Raw genomic sequence first — 15,982 nt, 5'->3', positions numbered from 1 at the left:
GTTTTTGAGAATATGGAAATTTTGACAGTGCATTGGTGAAAATATGAATGAACTATTTGAAATAATATTGATAAAAGTATTTTACATTAAGTAAAGGTTGTTTTACTTTTAGTAAAAATATCTTTACTCATATGAAAAATTCAAGCTTAATTCAAGTGCCACTTTTTTCCCCAGGCTGGAAGAAAGTAGCATATGTTTTATTCTCCTCTGCGGTGATTCTTGTGATTGTTTTGGCTATCCTTCGAGTAGATATGAGTCCTGATGAAGCGGGCAATATTGTCTACGCACTTTGGGCTGTCAGTTTCGGAATTCTCAATCTGACCAAGGAGCCGCAAGAGGATGAAATGATCCAAAGGTTTAGATTACAAGCATTTCAAACTGGGTTTTATTGGTTGATTTGGGGTTTGCTCGCATCGGCGGTTATTAATGTTTGGCGATACGGAAGTATCAATGCGGATTATTTCACAGCATACCTGGTGCTCTTCCTTTTGAACGCCTACATTTTTGCTGCCTTCAGATATCAAATTTATCAAGCCAATCAAAGCGATAACTGATGGAAAGCAGGATGATAAAATCACTTGTTCTATGCGCCTTCAAACTATTTTCGCTCAATTGTTTGTGGATTTTCGCCTTGGGCAACTTTAAAAAAGCTGGCTTATGAAAAATTCACTAAAGGTAGAACGTGCAAAAAAGAATTATACTCAGCAGGATTTGGCAGAGCTAATTCAGGTGTCCAGACAGACGATCAACGGTATAGAATCCGGTAAATATGTTCCTTCTACGGTTTTGGCTTTGAAGATCGCCAGGGTTTTTGAGATACCCGTTGAGGAAATATTCCAACTAGATGAGGAAGACTAGACAAAAAAATTGATTGGAAATTAACAAATAGGAAGAAAAAGAGGCTTAAAATCTTAACTTTGGTCTTTTATATTCTTTTTACATGCCAAAGCTTATTCGTATTACTACTGTTCCGCTTTCTCTCAAACTTTTGTTAGCGGATCAAATGAGATTTATGAGTGAAAATGGCTGGGAAGTGCTCATGGTCAGTGCAGATGGCAAGGAGGTTCCCAAGATAGAGAAGGCCGAAGGGTGTAAGCATGTGGTCATTCCTTTTACCCGTAAAATCACCCCAATTCAAGACCTTAAGTGTATCTGGCAACTCAAAAATCTGTTTCAGAAAGAGAAACCTGATATCGTCCATACCCATACTCCAAAAGCGGGTTTATTGGGCATGATCGCTGCCAAATGGGCGGGGGTCAAGGTTCGTATTCATACCCTTGCTGGCATTCCATACATGGCGGCAGAGGGAAATAGAAAAACCTTGCTACAAAAAGCAGAGAAATGGACCTACGACTATGCAACGCATGTTTGGCCTAATTCTGAAGGATTGAAAAACTTTGTACTTGAGAATAAGCTTTGTCAGGAGGACAAAGTAGAAATCATTGCAAAGGGTTCTTCCAATGGGGTGGACCTGACAAAATATAATCGGAATGTGCTGAAAGAGAATCATCTGGTAGCAGCCACCATGCGAATTATGCCAGGAGAAAATGATTTTATAATCCTAGCAGTAGGTAGGTTGGTCAAAGATAAGGGTATCGAAGAGCTTGTTGAAGCTTTTCTGGAATGTAAAATCACCAATCAATCTAAATTGGTCTTGTTAGGAAGCTATGAGCAGGACTTGAACCCATTGTCACCTGAAATTATCCAACAGATCACAGATCACCCTAGAATCGTACAACTGGACTGGACAGACCATGTGGCGCATTACATGGCCTTGGCTGACGTGTTGGTTCATCCATCGCATCGTGAAGGGTTTCCAAATGTACTTCTGGAAGCGGGGGCCATGCAGCTGCCAGTGATATGCTCCGATATTATTGGAAACACTGATATTATCAAACAGCAGAAGACGGGGTTGATTTTCCCCGTAAAAAATAAAGAAGTGCTAAAAGAGGCGATGGAATTTGCCTTCGTGAAACGAGATGTCATGGCCCAATTAGCGGATAATCTTTTGGTAGAGATAGAAAATAATTATGCAAGACCCAAAATTCATGCAGCATTATTAGAAGCATATCAAAAGCATCTTTAAGTTTAGGCTACAAAATCGAAGTAAAAAGAAAAATGAATTCGAGCATGATGCGAGCATCACACCTAGGAATGATTTTCACAGAAGCGAGATCAGTTCCGGCAGTTTTCGGGACAAGCATTGCAAAACAAATAATTAAGGCATGAAATATCTGGTAACTGGAGCGGCAGGTTTTATTGGCTATCATGTGTCCAAGCGGTTGCTGAATAGAGGAGATGAGGTGGTTGGCCTAGACATGATCAATGACTACTATGACATCAATCTTAAATATGATAGACTCCATGATTTAGGCATCAATCAGGCAGATATTCAGGAAGGAAAGTTGGTCCAATCTTCATCTAGTAAGTTTTCATTTATAAAGTTGAATCTTGCGGAGAAGCAGTCTTTGCTTGATTTATTTGAAAGTGAGAAGTTTGATATAGTGATCAATCTGGCTGCTCAGGCAGGTGTTCGCTATTCATTAAGCCACCCGGAGGTTTATGTAGAAAGCAATATTGTTGGCTTTTTGAATATTCTAGAAGCTTGTCGATTCCATCCGGTGAAGCATCTGGTCTACGCATCTTCAAGTTCTGTTTATGGGGCAAATGAAAAGTTGCCGTTTTCGACCTCGGATTCAGTGGATCACCCGATCAGCCTTTACGCTGCTTCTAAAAAGTCAAATGAACTGATGGCCCATACTTATAGCCATTTGTTCAAAGTACCCACCACAGGCTTAAGATTCTTTACTGTTTATGGACCTTGGGGAAGGCCAGATATGGCGTTATTCCTTTTCACTGAAGCCATTTTAGCTGGTAAGCCTATACAAGTATTTAATCATGGGCAGATGAAAAGAGACTTTACCTACATAGACGACATAGTAAATGGAGTCCTCAAAGTAGCCGAACGCCCCCCTGTTGAAAATGATAGCTATTCAGAGTTGGATGGTGACCCTAGTCGCGCTAAGGCACCGTATAAAATATATAACATCGGAAATTCATCTCCAGTGGCATTGATGGATTATATCCATGCTGTGGAAAAAGGATTGGGTAAAAAAGCCATTATGGAGATGTTACCTATGCAGCCAGGTGATGTACCAGCATCACATGCCGATGTTACGGATCTTATCGCAGATACCGGATACAAACCTTCCACAAACATAGAAGATGGGGTTCGAGCATTTACTGATTGGTATACTCAATATTATCTTAAGTCATGAAAAAATCAATCTTAATCACCGGTGGAGCGGGTTTTATCGGGAGTCATGTAGTAAGGCTTTTTGTAGAAAAATACCCGGACTATCAGATTGTAAACCTGGATGCTTTGACCTATGCGGGTAATTTGGAAAATCTAAAGGAAGTGGAGCATGCTTCAAATTATCAGTTTGTAAAGGCAGATATTCAGGATGCAAGTGCTCTAGAACAGGTTTTTGAGAAATATGCAATAACGGATGTGATCCATCTGGCAGCAGAATCTCATGTGGATCGATCCATTACTGATCCGCTCGCCTTTGTAATGACCAACGTGATCGGTACAGTAAATCTTTTGAATGTGGCAAAAACCAAATGGGCTGATAACCTGCAAGATCATTTGTTTTATCATGTCTCGACGGATGAAGTTTATGGTTCGCTCCATGATGGTGGATTTTTCCTAGAAACTACCCCATACGATCCTCAGTCGCCTTATTCTGCATCCAAAGCCTCCTCAGATCATTTTGTGCGGGCTTATGCCAATACATACAAAATGCGAACGGTGGTTTCCAATTGCTCAAACAATTACGGCCCGAATCACTTTCCCGAAAAATTGATTCCTCTTTGTATCCATAACATTAAAAATAGCAAGCCTTTACCTGTATATGGGAAGGGTGAGAATGTCCGTGACTGGCTTTTTGTGAAGGATCATGCGCGAGCTATTGACATCGTATTTCACAAAGGAAAAGTCGGGGAAACTTACAATATCGGAGGTTTCAATGAATGGAAGAATATTGATATCGTGCGCTTGCTCTGCAAGAAAATGGACGAGAAGTTGGGCAGAGAGCCGGGTACTTCAGAGAAACTAATCACGTTTGTAAAAGATCGAGCTGGTCACGACTTAAGGTACGCAATAGATGCCACTAAAATCCAAAAGGAACTAGGTTGGGAGCCAAGCTTACAATTTGAGGAGGGCATAGAGCTCACGATCGATTGGTATTTGGCTAATGAAGATTGGCTAGATCATGTGACTTCTGGTTCCTATCAAGAGTATTACTCAAAACTTTATAACCTTTAAAATGAAACCTCGGAAGCTAAACTTTTGAGGTTTTTTTGTCTAGGACAAAAAGTAGAATCCCCGCTAGAATCAAAGCAAGTCCCCAGAGACTTTCAGTGGGGCGCTCCCACAAAAGGTAGATCAAAATCAGACTACTTAAGAATAAATAAATAAGCTGAAGCCAAGGTCGAAAAGGGGCTTTAAACCCGTTGCTTGATTTAATCTTCAAAGAGGAATACACGGTGATGGTACCCATGAGCTGTAGGACAAATCCTGCATAAAGCATGATCTGATCAAAAGATCCACTGAGGAAAATCAGAAGGCTTATGACCATATTCAAAAGTATTGCTCGAACAGGTATTTCATTCTTGTTTTGCTTCGAAATGGGAAGCCAAAGTCGATAATCCTTGGCCATAGCCTGAGTAATCCTAGGGCCTATCCAAGCATATCCACTGATGGTTGCGATCAATTGAAGCGCAATCATAAAAGCTATAAGTTTTGCTCCGGTGGATCCAAATAGGTTTCCAAAGGCGATTTCTGAAACTTCAACTTTGCCAGAGAGCTGCTCCAAACTCGCATGTTTGAGCAAAACAACTTGAAAAAGCACATAGAGTATAGTGACTAGAATTGAGGCTGTGATTAATGCTTTGGGAAGGTTTTTTTCAGGGGACCTGATTTCACCCACGATATAAGCAGCACTATTCCAACCGGTATAAGCATAGAATACATAGACTAAAGAAATGGCATAGGAGGGCTTGAAGATTTCTTTTTGCCATGTATTAGAAAAGTCCAAAGCTTGTTGCGGAGAGCCCAAGTAAGCAAAGCCAATGGAAACCAAAACCAGAATAAAGAGAACTTTCAAAAGGGTGAAAGTATTTTGAAAAAGAGCCGATCGGTGAATAGATACCACATGTACCAAGGGAATGAGTACAATAGCCAATAAGCCCGGTATGATCGAACCTTCGCTCCACGGGGTAAGGTACTGGTTCATCGCCATAGCTGCAATGGCGATGGGTGCCGAAAAGCCAACAGTCAGTGAAACCCAGGAGTACAAATACCCGAAAATCGGATGAAGGGTCTGCGAAAGGAAAATATAATCTCCACCTGTTTTTTTGAAATGAGTCCCCAGTTCCGCATAAATCATAGCTCCAGCCAAGGCCATGCATCCTCCAATCACCCAAGCGATCACGATAGACCAGGTGTTTTGGACTTCAAGTAATTGAAAGCCAAGACTGGTAAAAACACCTGTTCCGATCATATTTGCAATGACCAAACTAGCAGCGGTGATCCAGCCTATTTTATTTTTCAATTGGGACATGAAGCTGCATAATAAAAAAAGACCTCCATAAATGAAGGTCTTTTCTTAGAATGAATGTGATGATTATTTGAACTCCTCAAATAAGTCGATCTGAGTTGATTTCACCTTTTCTTCGAAGGCTTTCCATTCACCATTGATGAATTCATCGGCTTTACTCATGGCAGTATTGGCTGATTCTTCGGCCTGATTGAAGAGCCTTTGCTCAGTAGCTCCTGGCTTATCGTAAGAAGAACCAACATAACGTCTTGGCGCGAATTGCCTTGTCATGGTAGTAGGATAGAGGTTACGCACGATTCCCTGACCTTCTCTCGTTGGTCCGTTGAATTCCTCACGTACTTTCTCTAAAGATTTTTTAATCTCCTTAGCTGCTTTATTCAGTTCTTTGGCATCTTCTGATTCGAGATCCTTGGTGAGGGTCATGACTTTTTCTATAGTCTTCTCTGCGTTATCAAGCTGCTTGATCGAAGCATTCATTTTCGTAGCCAAGTCCTCCATTTTTAATGTGAAATCCTGACGTGCCTTCAGATTGGCTAGATTTGTCTCGATTCTTGGGTCACTTGACACTTTTATTATCGTTTCGGCCTGTTCTTCTCCATACTCAAAGACAACCTTGTATGTCCCTGGAAGTGCATCTCCACCACTTGCCTCGTAAAAACCTGATCGATTTCTAGAACGAGTGGCCTCTGTGGTCGACTTGCGATCAAGACCCCAGTTGATTTTATTCACTCCTGAAGATGGCTTTGTTTTAAGGGTACGGATTTGTTCTCCTGCTTCGTTGAAAATTTTAACCGTAACTGTGTCCATTTTTGCAGAATCTGCTTCATTGATGATAAAGCTCAAACGACCTCCAAACTCTCGATTCTCACCAGCATATTTGCCATCCGCTGGGAATCTCTCACCATGCGGCTGCTGAATTTCTACCTGATAGGCATCTGGAGCTGGAACGGCTGTAATCTTAGCCTCAGGTGCCTTGCCGGCATTTTGAGCATAAATTCGAAGTGGACGAATATCATCCATAACATAAAAAGCTCGACCAAAGGTGCCAATTACTAAATCTGCTTCTCTTTCTTGAATGGTCAAGTCATAGGTTGAAACTGCCTTTGGGTAGCCATGCTCCCATTTGTTCCAAGTTTTGGCTTTGTCAAAAGAAACATACAAGCCAAACTCAGTTCCCAAGAAAACGAGCTCAGGAACCTCAGTGTCTTGCATGATTGATAGCGTATATCCCCAAACTTTAGAGTCATCAGCTATCCGTGTAAAGCTTCCGCCTAAATTGGAAGTATGATAAGCGTAAGCGCTGAAGTCATTGTTTCTATAGTTATTAGCAATTACCCATGCCTCATTTACATCGTATTTTGAGGCTTTGACTTGGGGAATCCAAGATCCTTTTGGGAGTCCTGAAAGCTTGGTCGCCACATTGGTCCAAGTTTGGCCACCATCCTTGGTTACTTGGAGGTTTCCATCATCAGTTCCTACCCAGATTACATTGGGATCAATAGGACTCGGAGCAATAGCCAAAATCGTGGTATGATTTTCTGCACCTGTGATATCAAAAGTCAATCCACCTGTTTCTTGCTGTCTTTGCTTAGTAGAATCATTTGTGGTCAAATCAGGAGAAATAATCTCCCAGGTTTCGCCGTTGTCGGTGGATTTATGGAGGAATTGAGAACCGTAGTAAACGGTATTTTCATCGTGCGGATCTTGCGCCAGCGCAGCATTCCAGTTAAATCTTAAAAATACATCTGGATCTGGATGGGTAGGCTTGATAAAGCGATTGTGTCCAGTTTCTCTGTCATATCTTGAGAGATTTCCACCTTGTGACATGGTGTAACCGTAGCGAGAATCAGCTGGGTGCGGACTTACATCAAATCCGTCACCAAAAGAAATTTCTTGCCAATAGGTGTTCCTGATTCCATCTCTTCTCCAGATGTAGGAAGGTCCAGCCCATGAGCCATTATCTTGCATTCCTCCATAGATATTATATGGGAGCTCATTGTCCACATTGACATGGTAGAATTGTCCCGCTGGGATACTTTCTGCGAAATACCAGTTTTTCCCACCATCTCGTGAAATATTCAAGCCCCCATCATTTCCATCAATCAGAAGCTTTGGATCATATGGATTGATGTACCAAGCGTGATGATCTGGGTGTACCCCTTGGTATTGGAGGAGTTGTTGAAAGGACTTTCCTCCATCTTCACTCATTCCTACGCGAGAATAAAGGGTGTAAAGCCTGTTTTCGTTTTTAGGATCGGCATGAATCTCAAAATAGTAAAATGGCCGATCGCCGATATCATCACCACTATTGATCATTTTAAAATTATTCCCTCCGTCTTCAGAAACATACAATGCGTTTTTCTTGGACTCAATGAGTGCGTAGACTTTATCACTATTTGCGGCAGAAATGGCTAGACCCATTCGGCCCAAGTCCCCAGAAGGAATCCCATTAGAATCATCAAGCTTTTTCCATGTTTCCCCACCGTCGTGAGTAACATGAAGTCCTGAAGATGGACCTCCAGATTCGAAAAAGTCAGGATAGCGTCTATGTTGCCACATATTGACAAAAATCTTGTTCGGATTATTTGGGTCCATGATCATTTCACCTACACCAGTTTTTTCATCGATGTAAAGAATTTTTGTCCAAGTCTTGCCTCCATCTGTTGTTTTATAGAGGCCACGCTCTTCTTGTTCTCCCCATGGTGAACCAATTGCTCCTACAAAAACGGTATTGGGATCGTCTGGATGAACGATAATTCTATGGATTGCTCGTGTTTTTTCAAGCCCCATGAGTTCCCACGTTTCACCTTCGTCCAGAGATCTGTACACGCCATATCCCATGGTCAAGGAATTACGAGGATTACCTTCTCCTGTACCCACCCAGATAATGTTTGGGTTTTTTTGGTAAATGGAAATGGCTCCGATGGAATGAACTGCCTGATCGTCAAAAATAGGCTTCCAAGTGATCCCGCCCGAGGTGGACTTCCAAAGGCCGCCCGATGCTGAGCCGGCATAAATGATATTGGGATTGGCGTCTACAGCGTCGATGGCGGCAATTCTGCCACTCATACCTGCCGGGCCGATACTTCGCATTTTCATGGAAGAAAAATCCTCCATGTTCACATTTTGAGCCATCAGAGATAGGCTCAAAAAAGTGCATAGGATTAAAGCCAGTGCTTTTTTCATAAGAATAAGAGTACTAAAGGTGGATGGTTTTATTCATAATTATTCTCTCGAATAACAGTGTCAAGTAAGTGAAATTTGCTTTTAATTTTCCGGGAATTTATTTCAACGGAAAAACCTGCTTGCAATGGCTTTTCAGATTATTTGATGGTTGGTTTGAAATAGGCTCAAATTTGTCCCTATTTTTAAAGAAAAAAATACTTATGCGATCACCTTTTATGAAGCCTATTTTGGGGCTTTTTCTTTGTCTTTTGATTTCAGCTGGGGTAGATGCCCAAACGGGAAGGTTTCAGCAGGCAGTGAATTATGAAATGGATGTACAGATGGACGTGGAAAGAAACCAATACCAAGGCCATCAAAAACTAATCTATACCAATAATTCCCCGGATACACTGGACCGCGTGTTCTATCACTTATACTACAATGCATTCCAACCGGGAAGTATGATGGACGTCCGTTCTCGCACCATCAACGATCCTGACAGAAGAGTGGGGGATCGAATTTCCAAATTGGGTCCGGATGAAATCGGTTTTCTACATGTTCAATCACTAAAAATGGATGGGCAGGAAATACAGTTTACGGAAAATGAGACCATTTTGGAAGTAACACTTTCAGAACCTATTCTTCCCAATTCCCAAGCCGTTTTCGAAATGGACTTCGTGGGTCAAGTTCCTTTGCAAATCAGAAGATCCGGAAGAGATGGTGAGGAAGGCGTACGATATTCCATGTCTCAGTGGTACCCTAAAATGGCCAATTACGATGAGCAGGGATGGCATGCTAATCCTTACATCGGTCGTGAGTTTTATGGTGTTTGGGGCTATTTTGATGTGCAAATCACCATCGATTCGGATTACGTAATAGGTGGTACTGGATACCTTCAAAATCCAAACGAAATCGGCCATGGATATCAGGATGAAGGAGTAACGGCACCTAAGCCTGAGAATGGCTTGCTAACTTGGCATTTTGTGGCTCCACAGGTGCATGATTTTATGTGGGCTGCTGATCCAAAATATCAGCACGATCAAATCCAGATGGATAATGGAATCACGGTTCATCATTATTTTATCCCGGGAGAGAAGACTTCTGAAAATTGGGAAAAGCTGAAAGAATATACGCCAAAAGCCATAGAATATCTTTCTGAACACTTTGGTCAATATCCATATAAGCAATTTTCTGTGGTACAGGGCGGAGATGGTGGTATGGAATACGCTATGTCTACCTTGATTACAGGCGAGCGTTCTCTTAGAAGCCTTGTGGGTGTAATGGTCCATGAATTGGCTCATAGCTGGTATCATGGAGTACTAGGCTCTAATGAATCTCTTTATTCCTGGATGGATGAAGGCTTTACAAGCTATGCATCTAGCTTGACTATGGATGCAATTTTTGCTGAAAGTGATGATGTCCATGGAGGCTCTTACAGGGGTTACATTGGTCTAGCAAAGTCAGGGCAGGAAGAGCCATTGAGCACACATTCAGATCATTTCAATACAAATTATGCCTATGGAAGAGCTGCTTATAGCAAGGGTGCTGTGTTTATGGAGCAGATGGGCTATGTCATTGGAGCTGATGTGAGAGATCGTGCACTGAAGAAATATTTCAATACTTGGAAGTTCAAGCATCCCAATTCAAATGATCTCATTCGAATCATGGAAAAGGAAAGTGGTCTAGAATTAGACTGGTATAGAGAGTACTTTGTCTTTACGACCAAAACGATTGATTATGGAATCAAAGCTGTGAATGATACTGGAGAAGGGACTGAAATTACGCTTGAGCGAATAGGGCTGATGCCGATGCCCATTGATTTGGTAATTACCTACCAGGATGGTACCCAAGAGCAATTATATTTCCCTTTGGCCATCATGAGAGGTGAGAAGGAGCAGGAAAAAGGAATGCCCGAGCGAATTCTCACTGAGGATTGGCCATGGACTAATTACACCAAAACTGTGGTGATCAATAGAGATGCTAAAACCATCAAGTCCATCGAGATCGATCCTTCTATGCGACTGGCGGACATAGAAAGAGAAAATAATAAAGTAGAGTTTTAACCCTAATGAGTATACATAAAAAAAGGTGACCATTTGGTCACCTTTTTTTATGTATTATCAGATTATCCTGCGTTCTTCTTGTCTTGAACTTCTTTTCGGATATCCTGTGCTAGATTTTTTAGTTCTTGCATACCTTGTCTCACTCGAGTACCAGCTGCTTTGTTGCCTTTCTCATAGAATTTCTGGAAATCTTCTTCCATGCTGTGGATAAGGTCCTTTACTTCACTAAATCTGCTCATAGTTAAAGTTGTTTGTTAGGTTGATGATAAGTTTATTTCGAGTGAATATAGCCGAAAAAACTCCTATATCAATCCTAAAGGGCATTTTTTTACTTTTTTTTTTATTCTCCGAAAGAAACTGCGAGCTCTGAGTTCTTATAAACACCATCTACAAGTTTTCCTTTGATGGCTGCGAAAGCTGTGATCGTTTCTTCTACATCGGAGATGGAATGCATAGCTGTCGGGATTAACCTTAAGATAATCATGCCTTTAGGTACTACAGGGTAGATTACTACAGAACAGAAGATTCCGTAATTTTCTCTCAAGTCTTGGGAAAGTGCAGCTGCTTCACCCACGGTACCATTCAATACGACTGGCGTTACCGGTGAATTTGATTGACCAGTGCTGAATCCGTTTTTATGAAGGCCATCTCTCAATGCATTGACGATTTTCCAGAGGTTTTCCTTCAATTCTGGTTGAGTTTTTAATAACTCTAGACGCTTCAATGCACCTTCCACCAAAAGCATAGGAAGTGATTTTGCGAAAATTTGAGATCTCATATTGTATCTCAAGAAGTGAATGACTTGAGCATTTCCTGCGATGAAGGCTCCAATACTTGCCATAGACTTGGCAAAAGTGGAGAAGTAAAGGTCGACCTGATCCTGTACACCTTGCTCTTCGTCGGTTCCTGCTCCAGTAGGGCCCATCGTTCCAAAACCGTGGGCATCGTCAACCAAAAGTCTGAATTCAAATTTGGATTTGAGAGCGGCAATTTCTTTTAATTTTCCTTGGTCACCAGTCATTCCAAAAACACCTTCGGTAATCACTAGGATTCCTCCTCCGGTTTCATTTGCCAACTTCGTCGCGCGCTCAAGTTGCTTTTCACAATTTTCAATGTCATTGTGTGGGAAAACATATCGCTTGCCCAAATGCATCCTCAATGCATCAATAATACAAGCATGACATTCCGAATCATACACTACAACATCTTTTCTATCCAGGATAGAATCAATCACTGACATGATGCCTTGGTAACCAAAATTCAGAAGGTAAGCTTTTTCTCTTCCTACGAAAGCGGCTAGCTCATCTTCCAACTGCTCGTGAAGAGAAGTCTGGCCAGACATCATACGCGCTCCCATAGGATAGGCGGCTCCCCATTTCGCAGCAGCAGCAGCGTCTGCTTGTCTTACTTCAGGATGATTTGCGAGTCCTAGATAATTATTTAAACTCCATGTCAAGACCTCTTTACCTTGAAATTTCATTCTTGGAGCGATTTCTCCTTCAAGCTTTGGGAATGAGAAATATCCATCTGAAAACTTAGAGTGCTTTCCTAGTGGACCTAGGTTGGTTTGTAACTTTGCGAATAAATCCAATGTGTCTAGTTTTATATTGTGGGTGCTAAGTAATTTTTAACTTTAAAATTCGCCAAAAATAAAACTTATATGCCTGCCAACCAAAAATGCATTGTGGTTTCCCTATTTATAGGCGATTACTAGAAGATTTTTGTTTATTTCGCTCAAGATTTACCCAAATAGTCTATCATGCCAGAGATAAAAAAACTCCTAGTTGCAAATCGAGGAGAGATTAGTTTACGTATCATGCGAACGGCCAGAGAAATGGGGATTAAAACCGTAGCAGTCTATAGTGAAGCTGATCGTAATTCACCCCATGTTCACTTTGCTGATGAAGCAATATGTCTAGGCCCTCCTGCATCCGCTCAATCCTACCTTTTGGGTAATAAAATCATTGCTGAGTGTAAAAGACTTGGGGTAGATGCCATTCACCCGGGTTATGGATTTTTGTCAGAAAACGCAGATTTTGCACGGAAAGTAGGGGAAGCAGGTCTGATTTTCGTGGGGCCTTCCACAGAGGCCATTGAAATCATGGGTAGTAAATTAGCGGCCAAACAGGCTGTTTCTAAATACAATATTCCCTTGGTTCCAGGTACAGAAGAGGCTATTACGGATATTGAAGAGGCTAAAAAACTAGCTGTGGAAATCGGCTACCCCATATTGATCAAAGCAAGTGCCGGGGGCGGAGGTAAAGGAATGCGGGTCGTAGAAAATGAAGCTGAGTTTGAGGACCAAATGAACCGTGCCGTGAGTGAGGCGACTTCATCTTTTGGCGATGGAGCGGTATTTATTGAGAAGTTTATCACTTCCCCACGCCATATCGAGATTCAGGTTCTAGGTGATCAAAATGGAAATATCGTTTACCTTTTCGAAAGAGAATGTTCGATTCAGCGAAGACACCAAAAGGTAATTGAAGAGGCTCCGTCGTCAGTAGTTTCTCCTGAGATGAGAGAGGCTATGGGCAAAGCTGCAGTCGGTGTTGCCAAGGCCTGTAATTATTATGGGGCTGGTACAGTAGAATTTATCGTGGATCAGGACCTCAATTTTTATTTCTTGGAGATGAATACTCGACTTCAGGTGGAGCATCCCGTGACTGAAATGATCACTGGAAAAGACTTGGTGCGGGAACAGATTTATGTGGCAGAAGGTCGAGACTTATCTTTTAAGCAGGAGGACCTGATAATCCATGGGCACTCCTTGGAAGTTCGGGTTTATGCTGAAGATCCTCAAAATAATTTTCTTCCAGATATCGGGCAATTGAAAGTCTATCAAAGACCACAGGGACCTGGAATTCGTGTGGATGATGGTTTTGAAGAAGGAATGCACATTCCTATTTTTTATGATCCTATGATCTCGAAATTGATCACACACGCAGAAACCAGAACAGCTGCAATAGAAAAGATGGTAAGGGCGATTGAGGATTATAAAATTACGGGAATCAAAACAACTCTGGATTTTTGCAAATTTGCGATCCAACATGAAGCCTTCCGATCAGGGAATTTTGATACAAATTTTGTGGCTAAATATTTTGAGCCTTCCCAGCTTATTCCTGAGTTTTCCGCTGAGGAACAAGAAATACTTGCTGCCTTGGCAGTTCGATTTATGGAGAAAAAACAAAAATCCATTGTGTCAGAACAAGTGCATCAGTCCGAAAAGGAGTCCGCCTGGAAAAAGAGATTAAACTGATGGCTGAAATTTTACCCCTTCGCGCATGGAGATACAATCGTGATCTAGCAGATCGATTGGAGCTCTTGACTGCACCGCTTTTTGATGTAGTTTCCGCCAAGCAACGGGAACTTTTGTATCAAAATCCATTAAATAGTATAAATATATCTGTACCTACGGGAGATCAGCCGGCTGCTCATGCTAAAGAAATCCTTCAAAAATGGAAGTCTGAAGGTGTTTTGATTCAGGATAGCATCCCTGCCATCTATGTGTACTATCAATATTTCAGAGTACCGGGCGAGCATGAGGAGCGTTGTCGGAAGGGGTTTATCGCTCAGATTAAAGCGTATGATTGGGATGAAAATATCATCCTTAGGCATGAAAACACGATTACCTCTGCAGTAGGAGATCGGAAGGATTTGCTTCGGGAAACCTTATTTCAATCTAGCCCAACTCATGGTCTATATGAAGATGATGACTTTGAGCTAGAGCCGCATATGGATGCCGCAATGGAATTCCCACTTTTTGAAATCGAAGACTACCAAGGCGTACGAGAGGTGGTTGCAGTGATCCATGATGCTCTAGTTATTCGAAAGTTTTTGAAGTTATTGGAGCCCAAGCAAGTTATTTTGGCGGATGGACATCACCGTCTCCAGAGTGCAATAACTTTTCGAAAGGAAAATTCAGAAAACTACCCCGACGAGGCATGGAAAGGAAGCGACTTTCATCTGATGTACCTCACCAATGCCAAAGGGAATCACATTAAAATATTACCCACCCACCGCCTTTATTATGGTTTGGAATTAGGCGCTACGGAATTCTTGCAACGAGTTAGTGAGTGGTTTGAGATTAAAAAGTTTTCTGATCCTGAAGAATTGGAAAATTACGCATTTCATATTCCAGGAACCTTTGGGTTAGTTTTGGGTGAAGAGAGCTACTTGCTGCATGTGAAGGAATCACGCCAAGCTGAGCTTAATCCGGGGGTCAATGAGGCTTTGCGGAAGATTGATACGATGATTTTACACGACGCACTTTTCCAAAAGGTCTTGCAGATTCCTATGGAGCTCCAGCGTGGATCAAATCAAATCAGCTACGAAAGAAATTTTTCAAGATGCGTAGCAGAAGTACGGAGTGGAAAAGCGAGCTTTGCGATTATTACTCGAGAGTTGGAAATGAATCAGATTTTGGAAGTTTGTAAATCGGGTGAGGTTATGCCTCAGAAATCCACTTACTTCTATCCTAAGGCCCTTGGAGGGTTGATTTTTTCGAGTATTGATCAAGAGGAATTTAGATTTGACTATGGAGCCTTTTCTTAAAAAACTTAAAACCAAGAAACTTATTCTAGCTTCCAACTCACCTCGCAGGCAGGAGTTGCTGAAGGGGTTGGAGGTAGATTTTGAGGTACGAGTAAATCCTGTGGACGAAGAAATCCCAGCAGGTTTGCCGGCTTCCTTTGTGGCCGCCTATTTATCCAAACTCAAATCAGATGCTTTTGAGGCTGAATTGGAAGATGGAGTGATTTTGATTACTTCGGATACTGTGGTTATCTTAGGAGACCATGTGTTGGGGAAGCCAAAAAATGAGGATGAAGCATTTGACATGCTCAAGAGTCTTTCAGGTGCAACCCACACTGTAATGACGGCAGTCACCATGCGTGACAATATAAAAAAGATTACCCTTGAGGATGAAACGCTTGTCACCTTCAAAATGCTCACAGAGGAAGAAATCTGGCATTATATCAAAACCTATGAGCCTTTTGACAAAGCAGGAGCATATGGAATCCAGGAATGGATAGGCTTCATCGGTGTAAGTAAAATTGAGGGTTCCTATTTCAATGTCATGGGTTTCCCACTTCATTTGGTTTATGATCAATTGAAAAAATGGTAAAAAAAAGGCTC

General features: G+C 41.7%; 13 protein-coding genes. 9 read left to right on the top strand and 4 right to left on the bottom strand.

Features of this window, described 5'->3' with window-relative positions; all coding sequences use genetic code 11:
- Window positions 1-131: 131 nt before the first annotated feature.
- The 5 genes from ACFOSV_RS15110 to rfbB all read left to right on the top strand — a co-directional run bounded on the left by ACFOSV_RS15110 (window position 132) and on the right by rfbB (window position 4,327).
- Window positions 132-554 (top strand): hypothetical protein, encoded by a 423-nt coding sequence (locus ACFOSV_RS15110; protein WP_377906869.1) that lies wholly within the window; start codon window positions 132-134, stop codon window positions 552-554.
- 103 nt (window positions 555-657) lie between these two features.
- The gene (locus tag ACFOSV_RS15105; RefSeq protein ID WP_377906868.1) at window positions 658-858 is read left to right on the top strand and encodes a helix-turn-helix transcriptional regulator; all 201 of its coding nucleotides are present in this window, start codon (window positions 658-660) and stop codon (window positions 856-858) included.
- 82 nt (window positions 859-940) lie between these two features.
- On the top strand, window positions 941-2,086 hold the full coding sequence (locus tag ACFOSV_RS15100) for a glycosyltransferase family 4 protein (RefSeq protein ID WP_377906867.1): 1,146 nt from the start codon (window positions 941-943) through the stop codon (window positions 2,084-2,086).
- Between the two features lie 139 nt (window positions 2,087-2,225).
- The gene (locus ACFOSV_RS15095; protein WP_377906866.1) at window positions 2,226-3,278 is read left to right on the top strand and encodes an NAD-dependent epimerase; all 1,053 of its coding nucleotides are present in this window, start codon (window positions 2,226-2,228) and stop codon (window positions 3,276-3,278) included.
- On the top strand, window positions 3,275-4,327 hold the full coding sequence (gene rfbB / locus ACFOSV_RS15090; protein WP_377906865.1) for a dTDP-glucose 4,6-dehydratase: 1,053 nt from the start codon (window positions 3,275-3,277) through the stop codon (window positions 4,325-4,327). The genes ACFOSV_RS15095 and rfbB overlap by 4 nt, the downstream gene beginning before the upstream one ends.
- 16 nt (window positions 4,328-4,343) lie before the next feature.
- On the opposite strand, the gene ACFOSV_RS15085 is transcribed toward rfbB, so the two are convergent.
- Both ACFOSV_RS15085 and ACFOSV_RS15080 read right to left on the bottom strand, forming a co-directional pair.
- The gene (locus tag ACFOSV_RS15085) at window positions 4,344-5,624 is read right to left on the bottom strand and encodes an APC family permease (RefSeq protein WP_377906864.1); all 1,281 of its coding nucleotides are present in this window, start codon (window positions 5,622-5,624) and stop codon (window positions 4,344-4,346) included.
- A 63-nt stretch (window positions 5,625-5,687) separates the two neighbouring features.
- A complete protein-coding gene (locus tag ACFOSV_RS15080; RefSeq protein WP_377906863.1) occupies window positions 5,688-8,807 on the bottom strand; it encodes a VPS10 domain-containing protein in 3,120 nt (1,039 codons plus the stop codon).
- Window positions 8,808-9,007: 200 nt separating this feature from the next.
- On the opposite strand from ACFOSV_RS15080, the gene ACFOSV_RS15075 reads away from it, so the two are divergent.
- Window positions 9,008-10,849, top strand: coding sequence for a M1 family metallopeptidase (locus ACFOSV_RS15075; protein ID WP_377906862.1), 1,842 nt, complete (start codon window positions 9,008-9,010; stop codon window positions 10,847-10,849).
- A gap of 62 nt (window positions 10,850-10,911) precedes the next feature.
- Here the strand turns inward: ACFOSV_RS15075 and ACFOSV_RS15070 are convergent, their stop codons facing one another.
- Complete coding sequence (locus ACFOSV_RS15070) at window positions 10,912-11,088, bottom strand: histone H1 (RefSeq protein WP_377906861.1); 177 nt, start codon at window positions 11,086-11,088, stop codon at window positions 10,912-10,914.
- A 101-nt stretch (window positions 11,089-11,189) separates the two neighbouring features.
- The gene (locus ACFOSV_RS15065; protein WP_377906860.1) at window positions 11,190-12,440 is read right to left on the bottom strand and encodes an aminotransferase class I/II-fold pyridoxal phosphate-dependent enzyme; all 1,251 of its coding nucleotides are present in this window, start codon (window positions 12,438-12,440) and stop codon (window positions 11,190-11,192) included.
- A 168-nt stretch (window positions 12,441-12,608) separates the two neighbouring features.
- On the opposite strand from ACFOSV_RS15065, the gene ACFOSV_RS15060 reads away from it, so the two are divergent.
- From ACFOSV_RS15060 to ACFOSV_RS15050, 3 genes are read left to right on the top strand one after another with little or no spacing between them, the layout of a single operon-like run.
- Window positions 12,609-14,105, top strand: a complete 1,497-nt coding sequence (locus tag ACFOSV_RS15060; protein ID WP_377906859.1) for an acetyl-CoA carboxylase biotin carboxylase subunit — start codon at window positions 12,609-12,611, stop codon at window positions 14,103-14,105.
- Entirely contained in the window at window positions 14,105-15,400 is a 1,296-nt protein-coding gene (locus ACFOSV_RS15055) for a DUF1015 domain-containing protein (protein ID WP_377906858.1), read from the top strand. The genes ACFOSV_RS15060 and ACFOSV_RS15055 overlap by 1 nt, the downstream gene beginning before the upstream one ends.
- Entirely contained in the window at window positions 15,384-15,971 is a 588-nt protein-coding gene (locus ACFOSV_RS15050; protein ID WP_377906857.1) for a Maf family nucleotide pyrophosphatase, read from the top strand. Before ACFOSV_RS15055 ends, ACFOSV_RS15050 begins: the two co-directional genes overlap by 17 nt.
- Window positions 15,972-15,982: the final 11 nt, after the last annotated feature.

It is taken from the genome of Algoriphagus namhaensis, from assembly GCF_042649705.1.
Lineage (GTDB): Bacteria > Bacteroidota > Bacteroidia > Cytophagales > Cyclobacteriaceae > Algoriphagus > Algoriphagus namhaensis.
This window is presented reverse-complemented; position numbering and strand designations above follow the sequence as displayed.

What these genes read in the sequence shown, in the direction of transcription:
- ACFOSV_RS15070 (WP_377906861.1), bottom strand. Translation starts at nt 11,088, where the DNA reads ATGAGCAGATTTAGTGAAGTAAAGGACCTTATCCACAGCATGGAAGAA.
- ACFOSV_RS15085 (WP_377906864.1), bottom strand. Translation starts at nt 5,624, where the DNA reads ATGTCCCAATTGAAAAATAAAATAGGCTGGATCACCGCTGCTAGTTTG.
- ACFOSV_RS15100 (WP_377906867.1), top strand. Translation starts at nt 941, where the DNA reads ATGCCAAAGCTTATTCGTATTACTACTGTTCCGCTTTCTCTCAAACTT.
- ACFOSV_RS15080 (WP_377906863.1), bottom strand. Translation starts at nt 8,807, where the DNA reads ATGAAAAAAGCACTGGCTTTAATCCTATGCACTTTTTTGAGCCTATCT.
- ACFOSV_RS15055 (WP_377906858.1), top strand. Translation starts at nt 14,105, where the DNA reads ATGGCTGAAATTTTACCCCTTCGCGCATGGAGATACAATCGTGATCTA.
- rfbB (WP_377906865.1), top strand. Translation starts at nt 3,275, where the DNA reads ATGAAAAAATCAATCTTAATCACCGGTGGAGCGGGTTTTATCGGGAGT.
- ACFOSV_RS15060 (WP_377906859.1), top strand. Translation starts at nt 12,609, where the DNA reads ATGCCAGAGATAAAAAAACTCCTAGTTGCAAATCGAGGAGAGATTAGT.
- ACFOSV_RS15105 (WP_377906868.1), top strand. Translation starts at nt 658, where the DNA reads ATGAAAAATTCACTAAAGGTAGAACGTGCAAAAAAGAATTATACTCAG.
- ACFOSV_RS15095 (WP_377906866.1), top strand. Translation starts at nt 2,226, where the DNA reads ATGAAATATCTGGTAACTGGAGCGGCAGGTTTTATTGGCTATCATGTG.
- ACFOSV_RS15110 (WP_377906869.1), top strand. Translation starts at nt 132, where the DNA reads ATGAAAAATTCAAGCTTAATTCAAGTGCCACTTTTTTCCCCAGGCTGG.
- ACFOSV_RS15075 (WP_377906862.1), top strand. Translation starts at nt 9,008, where the DNA reads ATGCGATCACCTTTTATGAAGCCTATTTTGGGGCTTTTTCTTTGTCTT.
- ACFOSV_RS15050 (WP_377906857.1), top strand. Translation starts at nt 15,384, where the DNA reads ATGGAGCCTTTTCTTAAAAAACTTAAAACCAAGAAACTTATTCTAGCT.